This window comes from Nonomuraea sp. SYSU D8015 (genome assembly GCF_008065375.1).
Taxonomy (GTDB): Bacteria; Actinomycetota; Actinomycetes; order Streptosporangiales; family Streptosporangiaceae; genus Nonomuraea.
Genome location: NZ_VJYI01000013.1, coordinates 191361 through 211216 on the forward strand (window position 1 = coordinate 191361; position 19856 = coordinate 211216).

Below are 19856 nucleotides of genomic sequence, written 5' to 3' on the forward strand. Positions count from 1 at the left end.
CCGGTTCAGGGAGGGAGCCCCGTGAAGCGACCGACGATCGCCGACATCGCCACCCGGGCGGGTGTGTCCAAGGTGGCGGTGTCCTACGCGCTCAACGGGCAGCCGGGGGTGTCGGAGGCGACGCGGGCCAGGATCGTCGCCATTGCCGAAGAGATCGGCTGGCGGCCCAACAGCGCCGCCCGGGCACTCAACGGCGCCCGCGCCAACTGCGTCGGCCTCGCACTGTGCCGTCCCGCCCGCATCCTCGGCGTCGAGCCCTTCTTCATGGAGCTGATCAGCGGCATCGAGGGCGTGCTCGCCGACCGGTCGTACGCGCTGCTGCTCCAGGTGGTCACCAGCCACCGGCAGGAGAGCGAGGTCTACCGGCACTGGTGGGGCGAGAGCCGCATCGACGGCGTCTTCCTCGTCGACCTGCACTCTTCTGACGCCCGGGTGCCCGAGCTGGAGCGGCTGGGCATGCCGGTCGTCGTCATCGGCCATCCCTCCGAGTCCGGCTCGCTGTCGGCCATCTGGTCCGACGACGGCCAGGCCGTCCGCGAGACCGTGGGCTACCTCGTGGCGCTCGGGCACCGCCGCGTCGCGCGGGTGGCCGGGATGCCCGAGCTGGTCCACACCCGGGTGCGCGACCAGGCGTTCGCCGCGGCGTGCGAAGGGGCGGCCGAGCACGTCATCGTGCACACCGACTACACCGGCGACGAGGGCGCCCGGGCCACCCGGCGGCTGCTCAGCTCGCCCGACCGGCCCACGGCGATCGTCTACGACAACGACATCATGGCCGTGGCGGGGTTGTCCGTCGCGCAGGAGATGCGGGTCGACGTGCCGCGCGACCTGTCCATCGTGGCGTGGGACGACTCGCCCCTCTCCCAGGTCGTGCGCCCGCCGCTGACGGCCCTGACCCGCGACATCCCGGCCTACGGCGCGCACGCCGCCCAGCGGCTGCTGGCGCTGATCGCGGGCGAGAGCGTGCCGCCGTACGAGGACCAGGCCGCCGTCCTCACGCCGCGCGGCAGCACCGGCCCGGCTCCCGGGGCTTGAGCAGCGCGGCTCCGCTCCCGCACCCTGAGCGGGGCGATATGCGACGATTGTGTCATGCCTATCGACCCCCACCTGCTTGCGCTCTTCACTGTCACCACGATCGTCGCGATGATCACTCCTGGGCCGGACATGCTGTTCGTCCTGGGCTGCGGGATGCGCGGCGGCCCGCGCGCCGGCCTGCTCGCCACGGCCGGCGTGGCCACGAGCGAGGCGGTCCACGTCGCCGTGGCAGCGGTCGGCCTGGCCGCCCTCTTCGAGGCGGTGCCGGTCGCCTTCACCGTGGTACGCATCGCCGGAGCCGCGTACCTGATCTACCTCGGCGTCCAGATGCTGCGTAACCGCAAGGGGGTCGACAGCGAGATGGCCGTGGACGGCCGCGCGGCGCTGACGGGCCGCCGGGCGTTCAGCAGCGGCCTGCTGACGAACCTGCTGAACCCGAAGATGGTCACCTTCACCATCGCCTTCCTCCCCCAGTTCATCAACCCGGAGCTGGGGCAGGTCTGGCTGCAGTTCGCGATCCTCGGCGCCATTCTGATCGCGCTGGAGTTCGTGGTGGACGGCACGGTGGGGGTGCTCGGGGGGCGGATCGGCGGCTGGCTGCGCCGCCGCCACGCCGCCCGTCGCAAGGTCGACATCGCCACCGGCGGCATCTTCATCGGCCTCGGCGTCCGCCTGGCCGTCGAACGCTGACCCGGGGCCGGGACACCCCGGCCACCGCTCGGCGCGTACCGCGGGCCGGGACGGCGGCTGGCAGACCGCTCGTCTCGACCCACGGCACGTACCGTCCCCTCCTTCGCGGCAAGCTCAGAATGACGGAGCACGCGGGGTGCCACATGAGTACCCCCATACCTAAATAAATTTGGACGAATCCCAGACATGTGATGAGCGGCGGCGCGGGATGACCTCATCGGGCGGAGACGGCCAGTGCGATGCCCAGCGTTCGCTGGTTCTGGCCGGAGGCCTTGGCGTCGGTGGAGTTGACCGAGTAGACGAGGGTGCGGCTCAGGTCGCGGGTGGCGCCGACGCCGGCGGCGTAGCCGTGGCGGGCGCCGGTCTTGCCGTAGGCGACGATGCCGCCGGGCGGCACGGCCTTCCCCGAGAACAGCGCCTTGACGAACTTCTCCAGGTCCGCGACCGTGGAGACGAGATCGCCCGAGGCCCAGGTCGAGGTGACGCTGGTCTCGGTCATGTCGACCACATGGCCCTCACCGTAGGGGATGGCGCTCTCGAAGCCCGCGGGGACCACCTGGTAGCCCTTGTGGTGCGGGCCGCGGACGCGCGGGGAGGTGCCGGGCAGCAGGCCGGGCAGGTGGTCCTGGACCGTCCCGTCGAGCGAGACCTTGCGCTCGGCCACGAGCTGCAGCACCACCGCGGTGGTGAACATCTTGGTCACGCTGCCCGCACGGAAGCGTACGTGCGCCGACGCCTTGCGCTGGGTGGTGAGGTCGGCCACCCCCGTCACGCCCTTCCACGAGCCCTTGGCGCCGCTCACCCGGACGATCGCGGCGGTGGCCTCGGCCGCGGGCAGGCCTGCGATGGGCTGCTGCAGCGCCGTGGGGTTGATCGGCGGGATGGGCGCGTCCGGGTCGAGCTGGATGACGACCGGCGGCGGGCAGGCGCTCGGAGTGGGCGCTCGCCGATGCGGCCCATTTCTTCTCACTCCTGAGAGGGAGGAGCAGGATCGCCGGTACCGGCGATGTCCGCGGACCCCCGGCGAGGCGACGATTTCCCCATGAATCCTCGCTTCACCTTCATCGCCGCGCCTCTGCTCATGCTCGCCTACGGCCTGATCCGCATCCTCGACGGCCTCGACGGGGTCTACGGACCCGGGCTCGCCTGGACGGCCGGGCACCTGGCCTTCATGGGCGGGCTCGTGTTCTTCGTCGTGATATTTCGGGATCTGTACCGGCGGCTAGGAAGAGCCTGGCCCGCCACGATCAGCGTGATTCTCGGGCTCGCCGGGATCGCGTGCCTGTTCGCCCAGTTCGGGATCGACATCGTGATCGGGTTCATGGCGGCCGATCGCGACGCGATGGGGACGATGTTCGACCAGGTGCAGGCGTTGCCCGCGGTTCGGCTCGCCGTCTACGACGTGGGGCCGTTCCTGTTCTACGTGGCGCAGTTCGCGCTCGTCGTCCACCTTGCCGTCCGCGGGCAGGTCAAGGCCTGGATGCCGGTCATGATGCTGGCCGGCCTCGTGCTCCCGGTGATCGACAAGGACCTCATCCCGGTCAGCGCGATCGTCCTCGTGGGAGTGTTCTGGTCGATGTCCCGCGGCACCTCCCCCGCCGCCCCGCGAGCGCTCGCCCGTACGTGAGGGAAAATGAGCACCGTGTCCGATCCGACGATCGTCGATGTCGCGCGGCGCAGGCTGCGGGCGCTCCCCCACCTCTGGGTCGACGGGGTGCTCGCCGGGGTGATCACGGTGGTGCAGCTGTGGCCGCTGATCTCGGCACAGAGCTACACCGGGCAGCCATGGCACTGGTGGGGATACGTGGTCGCGATCGGCGCCTCCGTCCCCCTGGTGTGGCGGCGGCGGGCGCCGGTGACGGTCCTGGTGATCAGTCTGGGCACGAGCGCCCTCTACGATCTCGCAGAGCCCCTCGCCAACCAGCCCATCTGGTACGGCGTCCTCGTGGCGTTCTACACCGTGGCCGCCTACAGCTCCCCCGGATACCGGATGGCCATGCTCATCGTGGCCCTCGTCGGCGCCCTGCTGACGGTCGGGTCGTGGGAGACCGCGCTGCGCGGGGTGGTGCAGATCGTCGCCGCGTACGCCATCGGCCGGGCCGCGGCCACCTCCCGCGCCCACGCGGCCGCCCTCGAGGAACGTGCCGCCAGGCTGGAAAGGGAGCGCCGGATGGAAGCCGAGCGCGCGGCCGAGCGCGAGCGCGCCAGGATCGCCCGCGACATGCACGACATCCTGGCCCACGCGGTCAGCCTGATGGTGGTGCAGGCCGAGGCGGGGCCCGTGGTGGTGCGGAGCGACCCGGCCAGGGCGGAGGCCGCCTTCGACGCGATCGCCGCGGCCGGGCGGGACGCGATGGTGCAGCTGCGCCGCCTGCTGGGCGTGCTGAAGGAGGACGAGCACGCGCCGCGCGTGCCGCAGCCCACCATCGCCGAGCTGCCCGCGTTGGCCGGACAGGTCGGCGGCACGGGCCTGGACGTGGCCTTCGCCGAGTCGGGCGAGCCGCGCCCGCTCGCGCCCGACAGCGCGGTGGCCGCCTACCGGATCACGCAGGAGGCGCTCACCAACATCGTCAAGCATTCCGGCGCCGACCGCGCCGACATCCGCCTCACCTGGGAGGACGACAACCTGATGATCGACATCACGGACAACGGGCCGGGAGCCGGCCGGGAGCTGCCCTCGGGCGGCAACGGGCTGATCGGCATCCGCGAGCGTGCCGCCGCCTGCGGCGGCACGGCCACGGCGGGTCCCAGGCCGGACGGCGCGGGCTTCGTGGTGTCGGTACGGCTGCCGCTGGCGGCGTCATGAGCGTGCGCGTCGTCGTGGCAGACGACCAGGAGCTGGTCAGGGGCGGGTTCGCGATGATCCTGGACGCCCAGCCCGACATCGACGTGGTCGCCGAGGCAGGCGACGGGGTCGAGGCGGTGGCCGCGGTCCGCGAGCACGACCCCGACGTGCTCCTGCTCGACATCCGCATGCCGAGGATGGACGGCATCGAGGCGGCCGGGATCGTGTGCGCGGAGACCCGGTGCCGGGTGCTGATGCTGACCACGTTCGACCTCGACGACTACGTGTTCGACGCGCTGCGGGCCGGGGCCAGCGGGTTCCTGCTCAAGGACGTGCGGCGCGACGAGCTGGTGAACGCGGTGCGGGTGGTGGCGGCGGGCGACTCGTTGCTGGCGCCGGCCGTCACCGGAAAGCTGATCGCCGAGTTCACCTCGCGACCGGCGGCCCGGCCCGTGGCGGCGACCGTCGACGTGCTGACCGCCCGCGAGCGCGAGACGCTGCGGCTGATCGCCCGCGGGCTGTCCAACGCCGAGATCGCCGAGGCCATGGTGGTCAGCGAGCACACGGTGAAGACGCATGTCAGCAACGTGCTGAGCAAGCTGGGCCTGCGGGATCGAGTGCAGGCCGTGATCGCCGCGTACGAGTCCGGACTGGCCGTGCCGGGTGCGTAAGGCGGGGTGAGACGGGTAGGCGGTGGCGTATGACTGAGGCCTTTGACACCGACATGCTCTGGGAAGAGTTCCATCGCTCCGTCAACATGAACTCCGAGGAACTGCGCGCGTACCTGCTGGCGGACGCCTCGAACGAGGAGGGCTTCCCGGCCGATCCCGATCTGGGCATCGACAGCCTGGGGCGGGGCGTCCTGCACGTCCTGAGCAAGCGCAAGGGCGACCTGACCAAGGACGACCTCGAGGTGATGCGGCAGGTCGTCGAGATCGTGGAGACCATGGGCGACAAGACCGACGACCAGTCGCGGCGCGAGCTCATGTCCGTCGGACATGATCCCCTGAGAGGCTGAGCCCGATGGCCGAACCGCGTCCGTGGATCGAGGGGTACGTGCGCGCGTGGAACTCCAACGACCCCGACGACATCTCCGCCCTGTTCACGGAGGACGCCGTCTACTACACCGAGCCGTACAGCGCGCCGTGGCACGGACGCGAGGAGATCGTCGCCAACTGGCTGGATCGGCGGGACAAGCCGGGTGAGGCCACGTTCGAGTGGCATCCGGTGTGCGTGACGGAGGATCTCGGCGTCATTCAAGGGGTCACCACATATCCAGACAAAACCTATAGCAATCTTTGGGTGATCCGATTCGTGCCCGATGGTCGATGCCGGGAATTCACCGAATGGTGGATGAGACACGACACCAGATGATGCAATGGGCCGAGCCGTCTTCACCCGAGGAGATCCGTTGAGAGACAACCTCGACCTCGCCGCGAGCGCCCAGCAGTTGGCCGACGCCGCCCCGACGGGATCGATCGACCGCGCCGCCGCCTCGTCCGTGGCCATCACGCTGGCCACCACCCGGGACATCGCCCAGGCCAGGGAGACGCTGGACGGGCTGTCTCCTGACGAGGTGCGCCAGGCCGCGCTGGAGCTCTTCGACCGCCTCTCGGCGAGCTGACCACCCGGCTGGGCGGTCTCCCCGCCGGGGTATGCAAAATGTAGCTACCACCAAAAGGCATTTGATAGGTAGCATCAGGGCATGGATGTGTCCGAGCTGCCACTTGTGGGCGGTCACCCGGCCCTGGATCTGGTCAACACCGTGGAACGAGGCGTCCCAGCCCCCGGTTGGGAGCCGCGCGACTACGTGTCCGAACCGGCCGCGCTCCTGCTCTGGGCACGCCGCGCGGGGATGATCGACGAGGCGGAGGCCCGGGCGGTCACCGAAGCCTGGGACCACGACCCCGGCGCGGCGCACGCCGCGCTGGAGGCCACCCGGGAGATCCGCGAGTCACTGCACCTCGCCCTCCTCGCCACCGCCGCCCTGGCGCCGGAGCCGATCGACGCCGCGTCCTGCGGCGCCGCGCTCGACCGGCTGCACTGCCGCTGGCTCGCCGCGGCGGGCCGCTCCACGCTGGCGCCCGATCCGCGGGGCGCCTCCGCTGTTCGGCTCGTCGTCGGCGTCGTCCCCGCGTCGCTGGTGCCCGACCGCGCCGTGGACGCCGCCCTCGACCTGCTGCGCACCGCCGACGTCGAGCGCGTGCGCCGCTGCCCGACCGAGAGCGGCGGCTGCGGCTGGGTCTTCCTCGACCGCAGCCGCAACGGCTCGCGCAGATGGTGCCGGATGGCCGACTGCGGCACGGACGTCAAGGCGCGCCGTCTCACCGAACGCCGGCGGGCCGCCCGGCGCGCCACCGCCGACACCGGAACATCCGGCTGACACCCGCGGGCCCGGAGACCGCGCCCCCTGATCCCGGCCGCCACCTCCGGCGGAGCCCACTATCTGCTACCAGCAAACATCGCTAGAGGAGAAGCAGAATGGACAGGCATAGGAGCACCGCACGGTCGATCGGCGCGCTGGCGGCGCTGTCGGTGTCGACGTTCATCTACGTCACCGTCGAGGCGCTTCCCATCGGCCTGCTCACGCTGATCGCGACGGACCTGTCGGCCTCCCACTCGGCCGTCGGCATGCTGGTGACCGGCTACGGGCTGGTGGTCGTCCTCGCCACCGTCCCGCTGACCCGGCTGACCTGCCGCATGCCGCGCCGCCTCCTGCTGACGGGGCTGCTCGCCGTGCTGGTCGTGGCCGGCTGGCTCTCGGCCGTCGCCACCACGTACGAGCTCCTCCTCGGCGCCCGGGCGATCACCGCGCTCAGCCAGGCGGTGTTCTGGGCCGTCGTCGTCTCCACCGCCACCAGCCTGTTCCCGCCTCGCGTGCACGGCCGCGTGATCGGCGTGGTGTTCGCGGGAAGCTCGCTCGCGACGGTGCTGGGTGTGCCCGCCGGGACCTGGATCGGCCAGCAGGCCGGCTGGCGGGCGTCCTTCCTCGCGCTCAGCGCCATCGGCTTATTGGCCCTGGTGGCGATCGCCTCGCTGCTGCCGGCGAGCACGGCCGGGCACGAGCCCGCCACCACGGGAACCGCTCCCGACGCCCGGGCGTACTGGAGGCTGATCGCGGTGTGCGCCCTCGCGGTCACCGGGACGTTCACCGCGTTCACGTACGTCACCCCGTTCCTGACCGACGTGAGCGGCTTCTCCGCGGCGGCGATCGGGCCGCTCCTGCTGGTTCGGGGCCTCGCCAGCGTGCTCGGCGTGGCCGTCGGCGGGCACCTCGCCGACCGCCACCCCCGCGCCGCGATGGTCGTCCCCGTGACGGCGCAGGCCGTGTCACTCCTCGGGCTCCACGTCTTCGGCGGTGTGCCGGTGGTGGCGGCCGGACTGGTGGCGTTGTCCGGGCTGTCGTTCGCCGCCCTGGCCACCGCCGTGACCGGCCGGGTGCTGCAGGTCGCCCCGGGCAGCGTCGACCTGGCCTCGGCGGGCATGTCCACCGCCTTCAACGCCGGGATCACCGCAGGGGCGTTCATCGGCGGCGTCCTGCTGTCCGGCTCCGGCGTCGGGAGCACGGTGCTCGTGGGCGGTCTGCTGAGCCTGGCCGCGCTCGCCCTCGTGATCGGAGAGCCGGCGCGGGCCCGGCCGCTCGAACGGGTCTCGCGGCTCAACCGCCCAGGCGGGCGCGTACGGCGCGGCGGGCGAGGGTGACGGCCTCCGGGTCGCGGTGGAGCTGGAGGGCGTGGTTCAGGGCCATGACCAGGCCGAGCAGCTCGAACGCGAGCTGCTCGGCGTCCGTGCCCGCCGGCAGCTCGCCGGCCTCCACGGCGCGCCGCGCCTCCTTGCGCAGCCGCCCGCGCCAGGCGGCGAACATGGCCTCGACCGCGTCGCGCACCGGCCCCTCGCGGCCGTCGAACTCGTGCGCCGCCGCCACGAAGAAACACCCGCCGGGGAAGACCCCGCGTTCCAGGTAGGAGATCCACGCCTCGCAGAGCGCGCGGAGCCTGGCCAGGCCGGGCGCGGCGGGCTGGGCGGGCGCCCACACCTCAGCGCGGAAGACCTCCTCCGCCCGGTTGAGCGCCGCCAGCTGCAGCGCCTCTTTGGAGCCGAAGTGCCCGAGCACGCCCGACTTGCTCATGCCCAGCTCCAGGGCGAGGCGGCCGATGGTCAGCCCTTCGAGCCCCTCGGCGGAGGCGATGGCGACCGAGCGGTCGAGGATGGCGGAACGGGTGCCGAGGGCCTCGGCGACGGACCTGCGCGGGCTCATGTGGCCTACATTAGCGTCCGAACGTTCGGTTGCTATAGTCTGCAGCATGAACGGATCACGACTTGTCGCCACGGGCCACTACCAACCAGCCAAGGTCCTGACGAATGACGAGCTGGCGGGCATGGTGGACACCAGCGACGAGTGGATCAGGCAGCGGGTCGGCATCCGCACGCGGCACGTGGCCGGGCCCGACGAGAGCGTGGCGGACCTCGCCGCGCACGCCGCCGCCAAGGCGCTGGCGGGCAGCGGCCTGGACCCGGCCGACATCGACCTGGTGCTGATCGCCACCTGCACCCAGACCGAGCGCGCCCCCAACATCGCCTCCCGCGTCGCGGCCCGCCTCGGCGTGCCCGCCGCCGCGCTGATGGACGTCGGGGTCTCGTGCTCGGGCTTCACCCACGCCCTGGCCGTGGCCGATCACACGATCCGCGCGGGCGCGGCCACGAACGCCCTGGTCGTCGGCGCGGAAAAGATGACGTCGGTCACCGACTGGACCGACCGCACCACGTGTGTGCTGACCGGCGACGGGGCGGGGGCGGCCGTGGTCGGTGCGGCCCCGGAGGCGGGGATCGGGCCCGTGGTGTGGGGGTCGGCGCCCGAGCTCGGCACCGCCGTACGCATCGAGGGCACCCCTGCTCGCTTCGCCCAGGACGGCCAGACCGTCTACCGCTGGGCCACCACCCGGCTGCCCGAGATCGCCCGGCGGGCCTGCGAGCGCGGCGGCGTACGGCCCGAGGACCTGGCCGCGGTGGTGCTGCACCAGGCGAACCTGCGCATCATCGAGCCCATCGCCAAGAAGCTCGGCGCGGTCAACGCGATCGTGGCGCGCGACGTTGTTGAGTCGGGGAACACCTCGGCCGCCAGCATTCCCCTGGCCCTGTCGAAGCTGCTGGAGCAGGGGGTGGTGCGGCGCGGGGAGCCGATGCTGCTGTTCGGGTTCGGCGGCAATCTGTCCTACGCGGGGATGGTGGTGCGCTGCCCCTGATGGGCGGCGAGCACGGCACGCATGTCCTTGATCGCCCGCAGCGTTCCGCGTACGGTGCCCGTGACCTTGGAACGGCCGGCCCGCGGGTAGTAACGGACGTCGACCTCCGCGACCCGCCATCCGGCCGCCGCCGCCCGCAGCACCATTTCGAGTGGATAACCGAAACGACGGTCCGCCAGCTCGAGGCCGAGCAGCGCGGCGCGACGGCAGGCCCGCATCGGGCCGAGATCACGCACCGGAACGCCGGCCGCGCGCCGCAACCGGCGGGCCAGGACCGCGTTCCCCAAGCGGGCGTGCACCGGCCAGGCTCCCGCCGCGGTGGCCACCCGGCGCCCCAGCACCAGGTCCGCCTCGCCCAGTCGCGTGGTGAGGAGCGGGAGTTGGCCCGGGTCGAGCGAGGCGTCGGCGTCCATGAAGCAGACGATCTCGCTGGAGGCGGCCAGCAGGCCGGCGTGGCAGGCGGCGCCGAACCCACGGCGCGGCTCACGTACGACGAGGGCTCCGCGGGCGGCGGCCAGCTGGTCGGAGCCGTCGGTGGAGCCGTTGTCGACGACGATGGGACGGTAGCCGGCCGGCATCCGGTCCAGCACCCACGGCAGCGCCTCGGCCTCGTCGAGGCAGGGCAACACGACATCGATCACAGCTCAGACGCTAGGGCCCGCACCCCGCTCCGGACCTTACGGACCGATGACGTCAGGCGGCGGGCACGCGGAGCGTCAGGCGGACCTCCAGGTCCGCGTCCAGGGCGCGCGCCAGCCGCTCCAGGACGGGCAGCGTGGGCACGGTCCCTGCTTCTTCCTCGTCGACGGTGTGCTCGAGCTCGACACAGCGCCGCATGGCTCGCCGCGCCCGCTCGACCTCGCGATCATTGCGCATCCCTGTCTTACGGAACACGTCAACAGCACCATCCGGCGGTGAGGTGCGATCCAGTAAGTGATGCGCATGGCAGGCTAACTTGGCGATGGGCCCTACCGCTGAGCGAACTCCTTCATGCCGTCCTCGAAGGAGATGTCGGCCGTGAAGCCCAATTCTCTGGTCGCCTTGGCGGGGGACGCCACGATGTGGCGGACGTCCCCGAGCCGGTAGTCCCCCGTCGTCACCGGCTCCGGGCCGCCGGTCCGGGCGGCCAGCGCCGCCGCCAGGTCGCCGACCGTGTGCGGCGTGCCGCTGGCGATGTTGTACGCCGCCAGCGCCCCCTCGGCCCCCGCCCCGAGGGCCAGGGCGTTGGCCCGGGCCACGTCCCGCACGTGGACGAAGTCGCGTCGCTGGCCCCCGTCCTCGAAGACCGTGGGCGCCCGCCCGGCCAGCAGGGCGGACAGGAAGATGGACGCGACCCCGGCGTACGGCGTGTCCCTGGGCATGCGCGGGCCGTACACGTTGTGGTAGCGCAGGGCCACGGCGGTGCCGCCGGTCTCGCGGGCCCAGTTGGCGGCCAGGTGTTCCTGGGCCAGCTTGGTGGTGGCGTAGGCGTTGCGGGGGTCGAGCGGGGCGTCCTCCTCGATGACCGACGGGGACAGGACGCTCTCGCACAGCGGGCAGCGCGGGTCGAACAGGCCGGAGGCCAGGTCTTCCGGCCGCCGTGGGCCCGGGCGGACGCGGCCGTGGCGGGGGCAGTCGTAGGCGCCCTCGCCGTAGACGACCATGGAGGAGGCCAGCACCAGGCGGCCCACGCCGTGTCTGGCCATGGCCGCGAGCAGAGTGGCCGTGCCGTACGCGTTGACCGAGGCGTACGCGGGCAGATCGGCCACGTCGACCCCGAGCCCGACCTTGGCGGCCTGGTGGACCACGGCATCGACGCCGGGCAGGAGACGGTCCAGCGCGGCCTCGTCGCGGACGTCCACGCCCGTGCGGAGGTCGGCGGCGATCACCTCGTGGTCGAGGACCTCCGCGACGTGGCTGCCGATGAAGCCGGCCGAGCCGGTGAGGAGCACGCGCATGCCGCCGATCCAACACCGGCCCGGGGCCTGCGGATCTTACGAATCGGTGACCTCGGCCAGGTGCTCGATCAGCTTCTCGAGCTGCTCGGCGTAGTACTCACCGAACTCGGTGGACGCCGGGTCGAGGTCGCAGGCGGCCCGGACGAGCTGTGGGTAGACGATGCCGGCGGAGGCCATGGTGAACAGCGCGACCAGCAGGGCGGCCGGATCGAGGTCCGCGGGGAACTCACCCGCCTGCCGGCGCCTGCGCAGCCATTCCACGTCGCGGCGCACGTCCTCGGCGAAGGCGGGGTCGGGCGGGACGGTGTCCTCGGTCAGGCCCTGCCAGATCATCAGCTTGCCGAAGTCACGCCGCTCGGCGTTGGCCCGCACATAGCCGGCCACGAGCCGGCCGAGTGAGGACGAGCGGTCGGCGAACGCGCTCTCCTCGCTCTGCCAGCGCGTGGTGAGCGCCTGGAAGAGGCCCTCTTTGCCGCCGAAATAGTACGAGATCAGCTGCTTGTTGACCCCGGCCCGCGCGGCGATCTCATTGACCCGCGCCCCCGCGAACCCCTTGGCCGCGAACTCCTCCAGCGCCGCCTGGAGGATCCGGGCCTTCGTGCGTTCGGGGTCGCGCTGCTTCTCCTCCGGTGCTCGTCTCATGCGTCGACTTTATCATCCATCCGTATGGTTGACAGAATTATCCGCATGGTTGATTGTTGAGGGCATGACGAAGACGACGACGAAGAGCATCGCGATCATCGGTGGCGGGATCGGCGGGCTCTGCCTGACCCAGGGCCTGCGCAAAGCGGACCTCGACGTGACCGTCTACGAGCGGGACCGCACGCCGTCCGACCGGCTGCAGGGCTACCGCGTGCACATCGACCCCCACGGCGCCCGCGCGCTGCACGACTGCCTGCCCGAGCACCTGTGGCAGTCGTTCCTGGACACCACCGGGCAGGGCGGGCAGGACTTCGGCTTCCTCACCGAGCAGCTCGGCCTCCTCGCGCTGATCGAGACCCCCAAGGCCCCGGACCCGGCGGACGACCACCACTCGGTCAGCCGCATCACGCTCAGGCAGGTGCTGCTTTCGGGGATGGAGGACGTCGTACGGTTCGGCAAGACGTTCGAGCGGTACGAGCGCCTGCCCAGCGGGAGCGTGCGGCTGCACTTCGCGGACGGCACGAGCGAGATCGCGGACATCGTGGTGGCCGCGGACGGCGGGAACTCGCGGGTGCGCAGGCAGTACCTGCCGCACGCCGAGCGGGTGGACACCGGGATCACCACGGTGGCGGGCAAGTTCCCGCTCACCGCCGAGACCAGGAAGCTGCTGGCGCCGCGGCTGGTGGACGGGCCGAACACCATCATCTCGCCCAAGGGCGTCAGCCTGTTCTGCGCGCCGCACGACCTGAGCGACGTGGACCTGCCGGAGGGCGGGATCGGGGCGACCGAGCAGGAGGGCGCGCTGATGGACAACACCAGCAGCTACATCCTGTGGGCGGTCGGCGCGGCGGCGGGCCGCTTCCCGTCCGACATTTCCGAAATGTCGGGCCAACACCTCAAGGACACCGTGGCAAGCATGATGAGGTCGTGGCACCCGGATCTACGTACGATGATCGACCTGTCGCACCCCGACACCGTCAGCCTGCTGCCGATCCGCACGTCCGTCCCGATCGGCCCCTGGCCGGCCACGAACATCACCCTGCTCGGCGACGCGATCCACAGCATGACCCCCATGCGCGGCATCGGCGCGAACACCGCCCTGCGCGACGCCCGTGTGCTCTGCAGTGCTCTTGTCGGGGCCCTGACCGCCGGCGGCGACCCGGTCCAGGCCATCGCCGGCTATGAGGCGGAGATGCGCGAGTACGGCTTCGCCGCCGTACGCGACTCCCTGCGCTCGGCCGAGCAGTTCGTCGGCGAGAGCAGGGTGGCCCGAATGGGCTTCAAGACGTTCCTGCGCCTGGTCCAGCGGATGCCGTCGCTCAAGGCCAAGGTGTTCTCATAGCCCGGCCCGTTGCACCGGAGGGCCGCGGCGAACACTGTGGAGGCATGCCAAGCGTCGATACGCTCGACGGCCTCCAGCGGGCCGTCGCCGAGTCAGATGCCGACCACTACGAACTGCCCGCCGAGCCGGCGGCGCTCGACCGGGCCGGGAAGTCGCTCGACGCGTCCGGGCTGCTGCTGCTCGGCGAGGTGCACGGGGTCAGGGAGAACCCGCTGATCATCCTCGGCCTCATGCGCCTGCTCGGGCTGACCCACCTGGCCCTGGAGTGGCCCGAAGGCCTGCAACCGCAGCTCGAACGCTATCTGGCCGACGGGACGGGGCTCGACCATCCACTGTGGTGGCTCGGCGACGGGCGCGTCACCGCAGGGCACCTGGCGGTGCTGAGGAAGATCGACGGCTTACGGGTCACGCTCTTCGACGGCGGGGACATGACCGAGGACTGGTCGGCGCGGGACGCCTCGATGGCGCGCCGCGTGCTGGCGGCGCACGCGGCCCCCACGCTGGTCGTCGTCGGCAACGCCCACACGCCGACCACGCCCACCGGCCTCGGGCTGCCGATGGGGGCATGCCTGGCCGAAGCGCGGCCGGGGGTGGAGAGCGTGCGCATCGACTATGGGACGGGGAGCTTCTACAACCTCGAGCCCCGGCGCTACAGCAGGCCCTGCGCGGAGGCGGGGCTTCGGGTGGCGGATGGCGAGCTGGTCGTGGGCCTGCCCGAGTTCGGCGAGGCGACGGTGCCGCATCTACCGTTGGAGCAGCTGCGGGAGCGGCTGGGGTTGATATAGGAGGTCGCTCCGCTGTCAGGGGCGCAGCCGGTGGAACAGCTCGACCCTGGCCCGATGGTATTCCAGGCCGTCCGCGTCATGCCGGACTCCCCTGCGGACCGCCTTCTGGAAGTACGCGTACTCGCGGCGGAGCTTGTGCCTGATGAGCTGGGCAAGAACCTCCTCGTCCAGCTCCTCCGCCGTGCCGCCGGCCGCGTGGTAGGCGGCCACGAAGTCCCGGCTCGGGCCCAGCTCGTCGTCGCCCCATTCGAGGGCCGCGGCGGCCAGTTCCACCTCCGGGGCGCCGACGAAGCTCTCGTCCCAGTCGAGGACCGCCACGATCGTGCCGTCCCTGGCGAGGGTGTTGCCGGTGTAGTAGTCGCCGTGCAGCGGGTGGCGGAGCCGGTGGCGGGCGTGGAAGGCGGCCAGCCAGCGGTCCAGGTCCGGGTCGTCCAGCTCTGCGGCGTCGGCGGGGCGGTCGCCGTACAGGCCGGACTCCTGGAAGGCGGGCACGGGGCGCGGGCCCGGGTCGAAGCCGGCCAGGGCCTCGTGCAGCCGGGCCAGCAGCCGCGCAGCCTGCTCGTAGAGGTCGTCGTCCGGCCAGGAGCCCTCGACGTGCGGCCAGCAGGAGATCGGGCGGCCGTCGACCACGATCACCGTCCCGCCCTCGGGCGCGGGCAGCGGGGCGAGGGCCTCGGGGAGCTTGCCGGCGGCGTGGCGGGCGATCGTGTGACACCAGTCGGACTCGGCGGGCGGGCGGCCGATCGGGCCGACGCGGATCACATGGCCATCCAGGCGGTAGGCTGCGGACTCCTCTCCCCCGTGGAGCCGCTCGCCCTCCCCCGTGACCCCCCAGGCCACGGCGACCGCCTCCCTGATGGCAGGGGTCAGCGGCGTGTCGACGTAGATCATCCCGTCAGACTACGGGCTTCCGCTTCCCGCCCTGATACGCCAGGGTTAGGGCTACGTGCACCGCGAGGTAAGGAGACCTGTGGCCAGTCCTGGCACGCTAGAGACTCGGGGCAGCGACTTCGCCCGACTAGCCCACAAGATTGCGGACGCCGGCCTATTGGACCGGCGTCCCTTTTATTACGCGACACGGATCAGCATCGCCGTCGTCGCCTACCTCGGCTGCTGGACGTTGTTCGCCTGGGTGGGCGACTCGTGGCTGCAGCTTCTCGTGGCGGTCGCGCTGGCCGTCGTCTTCGCGCAGTTCGGGTTCGTCGCCCACGACCTCGGGCACCGGCAGGTCTTCCGGACGCGGCGGCCCAGCGACGTCGCCGGCCTGCTGATCGGCAACCTCGGCATCGGACTCGGCTGGGGATGGTGGAACGCCAAGCACAACCGCCACCACGCCAACCCCAACCACGAGGACCACGACCCCGACGTCTCCCCCGCCGTCATCGTCTGGTCGCAGGACCAGGCCGTCAGCAGCCGGGGCCTCCCGCGGTTCATCGCGCGGCATCAGGCCTTCTGGTTCTTCCCGCTGCTCACCCTGGAGGCCTGGCATCTCCACGTGGCCAGCTTCAAAGCGCTGCTCAAGCCCTCGGCCAAGCGGCGACCGCTGGAGCTGGGGCTGCTCGTCACGCACTTCGCGCTCTACTTCGGCGCGGTCTTCGCCGTGCTGCCGGTCGGCAAGGCGCTGGTGTTCCTGGCGGTGCACCAGGGGTTGTTCGGGCTCTACCTCGGGTGCACGTTCGCCCCGAACCACAAGGGCATGCCCGTGCTGACCAAGGAGGACAAGCTCGACTTCCTTCGCAAGCAGGTGCTCACCTCGCGCAACGTCAGGGGCGGGCTGTTCGTCGACGTGGCGCTGGGGCAGCTCAACTACCAGATCGAGCATCACCTCTTTCCCCACATGCCGGCCCCGAACCTCCGCCGGGCGCAGCCCATCGTGCAGCAGTACTGCGCCGAGCTCGGCGTCAGCTACCTCCAGACCGGGCTGATCGACTCGTACGGGCAGGCGCTGCGCCACCTGCACGAGGTCGGCGCCCCGCTGCGTTAGCCCAGAGCTTCCTCTTCCTTCTCCAGGCGGGCGATCAGGGAGTCGCGCCGGCGTTCGAGGTCGGCGATCAGCTCCACCTGCTCGTCCGCCTGGCTGATCACGGCCGCCTTCTCTATCTGGTCAGTCGCGCCCATGTCGCGGATCTGTTCTCGAATGTCCCGGTTCTCGGCCCGGAGCCGCGCCAGATCCTCTTCGATCCGGCGTAGTTCGTCCCTAGTGCTCATTCATCCGCTCTACCCGTACAGAATGGGTGGCATGCGAAGGCCGCTCACCAGCACGACCGCGTCGCTCGTGGTGATCGCCGCCGTGCTGGCCGGCACGTTGGTCACGTACGCGTTCCGGAGCGACACGCCGCCGAACGCGCTCGACATCGTCCTGCCGTTCCTGGCGTCCGCCGCGACGCTCGCGCGGCACAGATATCCCATCACGGCGCTGATCATCGTGGCCGCCTCCGTCGCCGCCTACTACCCGTGGGCCAGGCTCGACGGGCCCCTCATCATGCTGGTGTTCGTCGCGCTCTACACCGCCGCCGACCGGGGCGCCCTCACCGCCGCCATCGCCGCGGGCGCGGCGTTGCTGCTGGGCATGGGGCTCGGCGAGAGCGGCGGGGTCAGGCACGTGGACGACAGCCTGTTCGTCGCGGTCGCCGGGTGGGTGGTGGCGGCCATCGCGTTCGGCGGGGTCACCCGCAACCGCCGGGCTTACCTGCTGGAGGCCGAGCGGCGTGCGGCCGACGCCGAGCACAGCAAGGAGGAGGAGGCCAGGCGGCGCGAGAGCGAGGAGCGGCTGCGCATCGCCAGAGAGCTGCACGACGTGCTCGGGCACAACATCTCCATGATCAACGTGCAGGCGGCCGCCGCCTTGCACGGGCTGAAGAAACGGCCCGAGGACGCCGAGCGGGCGCTGCGGACGATCAAGGACACCAGCAAGGAGACGCTGCGCGAGCTGCGGACCACATTGGGGGTGCTGCGGCAGGTGGACGAGGACGCGCCGACCGCCCCCGCCGACAGCCTGGCGCGGGTGGACGCGCTCGTAGCGACCTCCGGTCTGGAGGTACGCACCGAGCTGTCCGGTCCGCTCGACGCGGTGCCGACGGAGGTGGACCTGGCCGCCACCCGCATCATCAGGGAGGCGCTGACGAACGTCTCCCGCCATTCCGGCACGACCAAGGCCACGCTGGCGATCGCCAACACGTCCGGAAATATCATGATCCGCGTGGAGGACGACGGACCGGGGGCCACGTACGACGGAGGCAGCGGCTTCGGCCTGCAGGGCATGCGCGAGCGCGCCGCCGCGCTCGGCGGCACCCTGGAGGCCGGCCCGCGCCCCGAGGGCGGCTTCCGCGTCCTCGCCCGCCTGCCACTGAACCTGCCATCGAACGGGGCCACATGATCCGCGTGCTGCTCGCCGACGACCAGACCCTGGTACGCGCCGGGTTCCGGTCCATACTCAGCGACGAGGACGACATCGAGGTCGTCGCCGAGGCGGCCAACGGCGCGGCGGCCGTCGCCGGGGCCCGCGAGCACCGCCCCGACGTCGTGCTGATGGACATCCGGATGCCCGAGCTCGACGGCCTGGAGGCCACCCGCAGGATCGCCGGCGACCCGGCCCTCGACGGGGTCAAGGTGATCATCCTGACCACGTTCGACCTGGACGACTACGTGTACGGCGCGCTGCGGGCCGGCGCCGGCGGCTTCCTGGTCAAGGACACGGAGCCGGCCGAGCTGATCCACGCGGTCCGGGTCGTGGCCAGGGGCGACGCGCTGATCTCGCCGTCGGTCACCCGGCGGCTCATCGCCGAGTTCGCCGGCCGGGTCAAGCGCCCCGACCCCGGCCCGGAGCTCAACGCGCTCACCGAGCGCGAGCGCGAGGTCATGACCCTGGTGGCCGCCGGTCTGTCGAACGACGAGATCGCGGCCCGGCTCGTGCTCAGCCCCGCCACGGCGAAGACGCACGTCAGCCGCATCATGACCAAGCTGTCGGTCCGCGACCGGGCGCAGATCGTGGTGCTCGCGTACGAGGCCGGCATGATCACGCCGGGCTGGCTTACACCCTGAGAGGTACGCCGGGAGGCGCCAATTGCATCCCGGGATGTACGCAACTGCCCGCCCAGGCATGACGCGGTGAGCGTAGCCGTGCCCGAATGCTCTGAGGCATGGAAACAGTGGACCTGGCCCGCCTGCAGTTCGCGCTCACCGCAGGCGCGCACTTTCTCTTCGTCGCGCTGACGCTCGGCCTGGCGACCCTGGTGGCCGTCGTCCAGACCAGGGCGACGTCGACCGGCAGCCCGCTGCATATGCGGATGACGCGGTTCTGGGGTCAGCTTTACATCATCAACTACGCCATGGGCATCGTCACAGGCCTGGTGATGGAGTTCCAGCTCGGGTTGTCGTGGAGCGGCCTCACCGAGTACGCGGGCAACGTCTTCGGCTCGGCGCTGGCGATCGAGACGCTGGTGGCGTTCTTCATCGAGTCCACCTTCCTGGGACTGTGGATCTTCGGTTGGAACAAGCTCAACCGATGGGCGCACCTGGCGCTGATCTGGATCGTCACGCTGACCGCCTACGCGTCGGCGTTCTGGATCATGATCGCGAACGGCTTCCTGCAGAACCCGGTCGGCCACGTCGTGGAGGGCGGCACGCTGCGGCTGGTCGACTTCGGGGCGATGGTGGCCAACCCGGCAGCGCAGGTGGCCTTCCTGCACATCCTGAGCGGCGCCATGATCGTCGGCGGGTTCTTCATGGCCGGGGTGAGCGCGTACCACCTGCGCAAGCGGACCGACGAGCAGGACTTCTTCCGCAAGTCGCTGCGGATCGGGATCGGGGTGGCGCTGCCCGCGACGTTCTTCGCCGCGTCCTTCGGCGGCATGAGCTTCGAGACCCTGCAGCCGACGAAGATCGCCGCCTGGGTGGGCAGCCCGGAGCGGCTGGCCGAGGCCCAGGCCCAGATGGTGGCCAGGTTCGGCCCCGGCGACTACCTGCCGCCGGTGGAGTGGGTGCAGGGCGGAGGGCTCACGATGGTGATCCTGTTCGTCGTGATGATGCTGGTCGCCACGGTCAGCTGCGTGCTGATGGCCTTCCGGGCGGCCGTTCGCGGATTCCGGCTCTGGCATGGGCTGCTGACCCTGATGATCCCGGTCCCGTTCGTCACCATGATTGCCGGTTGGATCTTCCGCGAGATGGGGCGCCAGCCCTGGGCCGTGTACGGGCTCCTCAAGACGGCCGATGCGATGTCGCCCGTCACGGAGGCCCAGATGCGGTTCTCGATCACCGCCTTCGCGGCCGTGTTCTCGGTCCTGATCGTCATCAACTACTGGCTGCTGGCCAGGCACGCCCGCCGCGGGCCCGGCGCTGTCGCGCTGGGCGACCGCCCGATCGACGCCCCCGTCCCCGCACCGACCTTCTGAGGAGCCG

General features: G+C 71.4%; 25 protein-coding genes. 17 read left to right on the forward strand and 8 right to left on the reverse strand.

Going from position 1 to position 19856, the window contains the following annotated elements:
• Positions 1 to 21: 21 nt before the first annotated feature.
• Together ID574_RS40135 and ID574_RS40140 are read left to right on the forward strand one after the other, a co-directional pair.
• Positions 22 to 1035, forward strand: coding sequence for a LacI family DNA-binding transcriptional regulator (locus ID574_RS40135; RefSeq protein ID WP_188194254.1), 1014 nt, complete (start codon positions 22 to 24; stop codon positions 1033 to 1035).
• 54 nt (positions 1036 to 1089) lie between these two features.
• Positions 1090 to 1725, forward strand: a complete 636-nt coding sequence (locus ID574_RS40140; protein ID WP_188194255.1) for a LysE family translocator — start codon at positions 1090 to 1092, stop codon at positions 1723 to 1725.
• Positions 1726 to 1939: 214 nt separating this feature from the next.
• On the opposite strand, the gene ID574_RS40145 is transcribed toward ID574_RS40140, so the two are convergent.
• On the reverse strand, positions 1940 to 2695 hold the full coding sequence (locus ID574_RS40145; RefSeq protein WP_188194256.1) for a serine hydrolase: 756 nt from the start codon (positions 2693 to 2695) through the stop codon (positions 1940 to 1942).
• A 72-nt stretch (positions 2696 to 2767) separates the two neighbouring features.
• On the opposite strand from ID574_RS40145, the gene ID574_RS40150 reads away from it, so the two are divergent.
• The 8 genes from ID574_RS40150 to ID574_RS40185 all read left to right on the forward strand — a co-directional run bounded on the left by ID574_RS40150 (position 2768) and on the right by ID574_RS40185 (position 8212).
• On the forward strand, positions 2768 to 3352 hold the full coding sequence (locus tag ID574_RS40150) for a hypothetical protein (RefSeq protein WP_188194257.1): 585 nt from the start codon (positions 2768 to 2770) through the stop codon (positions 3350 to 3352).
• A 15-nt stretch (positions 3353 to 3367) separates the two neighbouring features.
• Positions 3368 to 4531, forward strand: coding sequence for a sensor histidine kinase (locus ID574_RS40155; protein WP_223167565.1), 1164 nt, complete (start codon positions 3368 to 3370; stop codon positions 4529 to 4531).
• Positions 4528 to 5181, forward strand: a complete 654-nt coding sequence (locus ID574_RS40160) for a response regulator (protein WP_188194259.1) — start codon at positions 4528 to 4530, stop codon at positions 5179 to 5181. The genes ID574_RS40155 and ID574_RS40160 overlap by 4 nt, the downstream gene beginning before the upstream one ends.
• Before the next feature lie 29 nt (positions 5182 to 5210).
• Complete coding sequence (locus ID574_RS40165) at positions 5211 to 5528, forward strand: DUF3140 domain-containing protein (protein ID WP_188194260.1); 318 nt, start codon at positions 5211 to 5213, stop codon at positions 5526 to 5528.
• A gap of 5 nt (positions 5529 to 5533) precedes the next feature.
• Positions 5534 to 5884, forward strand: a complete 351-nt coding sequence (locus tag ID574_RS40170) for a nuclear transport factor 2 family protein (protein ID WP_188194261.1) — start codon at positions 5534 to 5536, stop codon at positions 5882 to 5884.
• Between the two features lie 37 nt (positions 5885 to 5921).
• Positions 5922 to 6134 carry a hypothetical protein gene (locus tag ID574_RS40175; protein WP_188194262.1) on the forward strand — a complete coding sequence of 71 codons (213 nt, stop codon included), beginning with the start codon at positions 5922 to 5924 and terminating at the stop codon, positions 6132 to 6134.
• An 81-nt stretch (positions 6135 to 6215) separates the two neighbouring features.
• Entirely contained in the window at positions 6216 to 6893 is a 678-nt protein-coding gene (locus ID574_RS40180; RefSeq protein WP_223167566.1) for a CGNR zinc finger domain-containing protein, read from the forward strand.
• Between the two features lie 98 nt (positions 6894 to 6991).
• Positions 6992 to 8212 (forward strand): MFS transporter, encoded by a 1221-nt coding sequence (locus tag ID574_RS40185; protein ID WP_188194263.1) that lies wholly within the window; start codon positions 6992 to 6994, stop codon positions 8210 to 8212.
• Here ID574_RS40185 and ID574_RS40190 read toward each other — a convergent pair.
• Positions 8169 to 8768, reverse strand: a complete 600-nt coding sequence (locus ID574_RS40190; protein ID WP_188194264.1) for a TetR/AcrR family transcriptional regulator — start codon at positions 8766 to 8768, stop codon at positions 8169 to 8171. The genes ID574_RS40185 and ID574_RS40190 overlap by 44 nt on opposite strands.
• 46 nt (positions 8769 to 8814) lie before the next feature.
• Between ID574_RS40190 and ID574_RS40195 the strand changes: the two genes are divergently transcribed.
• The gene (locus ID574_RS40195; RefSeq protein ID WP_188194265.1) at positions 8815 to 9753 is read left to right on the forward strand and encodes a beta-ketoacyl-ACP synthase III; all 939 of its coding nucleotides are present in this window, start codon (positions 8815 to 8817) and stop codon (positions 9751 to 9753) included.
• Here ID574_RS40195 and ID574_RS40200 read toward each other — a convergent pair.
• The 4 genes from ID574_RS40200 to ID574_RS40215 form a co-directional block, all read right to left on the reverse strand.
• A complete protein-coding gene (locus ID574_RS40200) occupies positions 9723 to 10394 on the reverse strand; it encodes a glycosyltransferase family 2 protein (protein WP_223167567.1) in 672 nt (223 codons plus the stop codon). The two genes, ID574_RS40195 and ID574_RS40200, sit on opposite strands and share 31 nt — an antisense overlap.
• A 52-nt stretch (positions 10395 to 10446) precedes the next feature.
• Entirely contained in the window at positions 10447 to 10647 is a 201-nt protein-coding gene (locus ID574_RS40205) for a hypothetical protein (protein ID WP_188194266.1), read from the reverse strand.
• 74 nt (positions 10648 to 10721) lie between these two features.
• A complete protein-coding gene (locus ID574_RS40210; protein WP_188194267.1) occupies positions 10722 to 11690 on the reverse strand; it encodes an NAD-dependent epimerase/dehydratase family protein in 969 nt (322 codons plus the stop codon).
• Between the two features lie 36 nt (positions 11691 to 11726).
• Positions 11727 to 12332 (reverse strand): TetR/AcrR family transcriptional regulator, encoded by a 606-nt coding sequence (locus ID574_RS40215; RefSeq protein WP_188194268.1) that lies wholly within the window; start codon positions 12330 to 12332, stop codon positions 11727 to 11729.
• A 64-nt stretch (positions 12333 to 12396) separates the two neighbouring features.
• Here ID574_RS40215 and ID574_RS40220 point away from each other — a divergent pair, with 64 nt between their 5' ends.
• Positions 12397 to 13674 (forward strand): FAD-dependent oxidoreductase, encoded by a 1278-nt coding sequence (locus ID574_RS40220; RefSeq protein ID WP_223167568.1) that lies wholly within the window; start codon positions 12397 to 12399, stop codon positions 13672 to 13674.
• 44 nt (positions 13675 to 13718) lie between these two features.
• The gene (locus tag ID574_RS40225; protein ID WP_188194269.1) at positions 13719 to 14459 is read left to right on the forward strand and encodes a hypothetical protein; all 741 of its coding nucleotides are present in this window, start codon (positions 13719 to 13721) and stop codon (positions 14457 to 14459) included.
• 15 nt (positions 14460 to 14474) lie between these two features.
• Here ID574_RS40225 and ID574_RS40230 read toward each other — a convergent pair whose 3' ends face one another.
• Positions 14475 to 15350 carry a phosphotransferase enzyme family protein gene (locus ID574_RS40230; protein WP_188194270.1) on the reverse strand — a complete coding sequence of 292 codons (876 nt, stop codon included), beginning with the start codon at positions 15348 to 15350 and terminating at the stop codon, positions 14475 to 14477.
• Between the two features lie 157 nt (positions 15351 to 15507).
• On the opposite strand from ID574_RS40230, the gene ID574_RS40235 reads away from it, so the two are divergent.
• Complete coding sequence (locus ID574_RS40235) at positions 15508 to 16443, forward strand: fatty acid desaturase family protein (protein WP_223167569.1); 936 nt, start codon at positions 15508 to 15510, stop codon at positions 16441 to 16443.
• On the opposite strand, the gene ID574_RS40240 is transcribed toward ID574_RS40235, so the two are convergent.
• Positions 16440 to 16667, reverse strand: a complete 228-nt coding sequence (locus ID574_RS40240; RefSeq protein ID WP_188194272.1) for a hypothetical protein — start codon at positions 16665 to 16667, stop codon at positions 16440 to 16442. The genes ID574_RS40235 and ID574_RS40240 overlap by 4 nt on opposite strands.
• Positions 16668 to 16698: 31 nt before the next feature.
• Here ID574_RS40240 and ID574_RS40245 point away from each other — a divergent pair, with 31 nt between their 5' ends.
• The 3 genes from ID574_RS40245 (at position 16699) to ID574_RS40255 (ending at position 19849) form a co-directional block, all read left to right on the forward strand.
• Complete coding sequence (locus ID574_RS40245) at positions 16699 to 17835, forward strand: sensor histidine kinase (protein ID WP_223167570.1); 1137 nt, start codon at positions 16699 to 16701, stop codon at positions 17833 to 17835.
• Complete coding sequence (locus ID574_RS40250; RefSeq protein WP_188194274.1) at positions 17832 to 18500, forward strand: response regulator; 669 nt, start codon at positions 17832 to 17834, stop codon at positions 18498 to 18500. The genes ID574_RS40245 and ID574_RS40250 overlap by 4 nt, the downstream gene beginning before the upstream one ends.
• A 98-nt stretch (positions 18501 to 18598) precedes the next feature.
• Entirely contained in the window at positions 18599 to 19849 is a 1251-nt protein-coding gene (locus tag ID574_RS40255; protein ID WP_188194275.1) for a cytochrome ubiquinol oxidase subunit I, read from the forward strand.
• The last annotated feature ends 7 nt before the right edge of the window (positions 19850 to 19856 follow it).

Coding starts and splice junctions, on each gene's coding strand:
- ID574_RS40140 (WP_188194255.1), top strand. CDS start 1,090: ATGCCTATCGACCCCCACCTGCTTGCGCTCTTCACTGTCACCACGATC.
- ID574_RS40150 (WP_188194257.1), top strand. CDS start 2,768: ATGAATCCTCGCTTCACCTTCATCGCCGCGCCTCTGCTCATGCTCGCC.
- ID574_RS40160 (WP_188194259.1), top strand. CDS start 4,528: ATGAGCGTGCGCGTCGTCGTGGCAGACGACCAGGAGCTGGTCAGGGGC.
- ID574_RS40165 (WP_188194260.1), top strand. CDS start 5,211: ATGACTGAGGCCTTTGACACCGACATGCTCTGGGAAGAGTTCCATCGC.
- ID574_RS40170 (WP_188194261.1), top strand. CDS start 5,534: ATGGCCGAACCGCGTCCGTGGATCGAGGGGTACGTGCGCGCGTGGAAC.
- ID574_RS40180 (WP_223167566.1), top strand. CDS start 6,216: ATGGATGTGTCCGAGCTGCCACTTGTGGGCGGTCACCCGGCCCTGGAT.
- ID574_RS40185 (WP_188194263.1), top strand. CDS start 6,992: ATGGACAGGCATAGGAGCACCGCACGGTCGATCGGCGCGCTGGCGGCG.
- ID574_RS40190 (WP_188194264.1), bottom strand. CDS start 8,768: ATGAGCCCGCGCAGGTCCGTCGCCGAGGCCCTCGGCACCCGTTCCGCC.
- ID574_RS40195 (WP_188194265.1), top strand. CDS start 8,815: ATGAACGGATCACGACTTGTCGCCACGGGCCACTACCAACCAGCCAAG.
- ID574_RS40210 (WP_188194267.1), bottom strand. CDS start 11,690: ATGCGCGTGCTCCTCACCGGCTCGGCCGGCTTCATCGGCAGCCACGTC.
- ID574_RS40215 (WP_188194268.1), bottom strand. CDS start 12,332: ATGAGACGAGCACCGGAGGAGAAGCAGCGCGACCCCGAACGCACGAAG.
- ID574_RS40220 (WP_223167568.1), top strand. CDS start 12,397: ATGACGAAGACGACGACGAAGAGCATCGCGATCATCGGTGGCGGGATC.
- ID574_RS40225 (WP_188194269.1), top strand. CDS start 13,719: ATGCCAAGCGTCGATACGCTCGACGGCCTCCAGCGGGCCGTCGCCGAG.
- ID574_RS40230 (WP_188194270.1), bottom strand. CDS start 15,350: ATGATCTACGTCGACACGCCGCTGACCCCTGCCATCAGGGAGGCGGTC.
- ID574_RS40240 (WP_188194272.1), bottom strand. CDS start 16,667: ATGAGCACTAGGGACGAACTACGCCGGATCGAAGAGGATCTGGCGCGG.
- ID574_RS40245 (WP_223167570.1), top strand. CDS start 16,699: ATGCGAAGGCCGCTCACCAGCACGACCGCGTCGCTCGTGGTGATCGCC.
- ID574_RS40250 (WP_188194274.1), top strand. CDS start 17,832: ATGATCCGCGTGCTGCTCGCCGACGACCAGACCCTGGTACGCGCCGGG.
- ID574_RS40255 (WP_188194275.1), top strand. CDS start 18,599: ATGGAAACAGTGGACCTGGCCCGCCTGCAGTTCGCGCTCACCGCAGGC.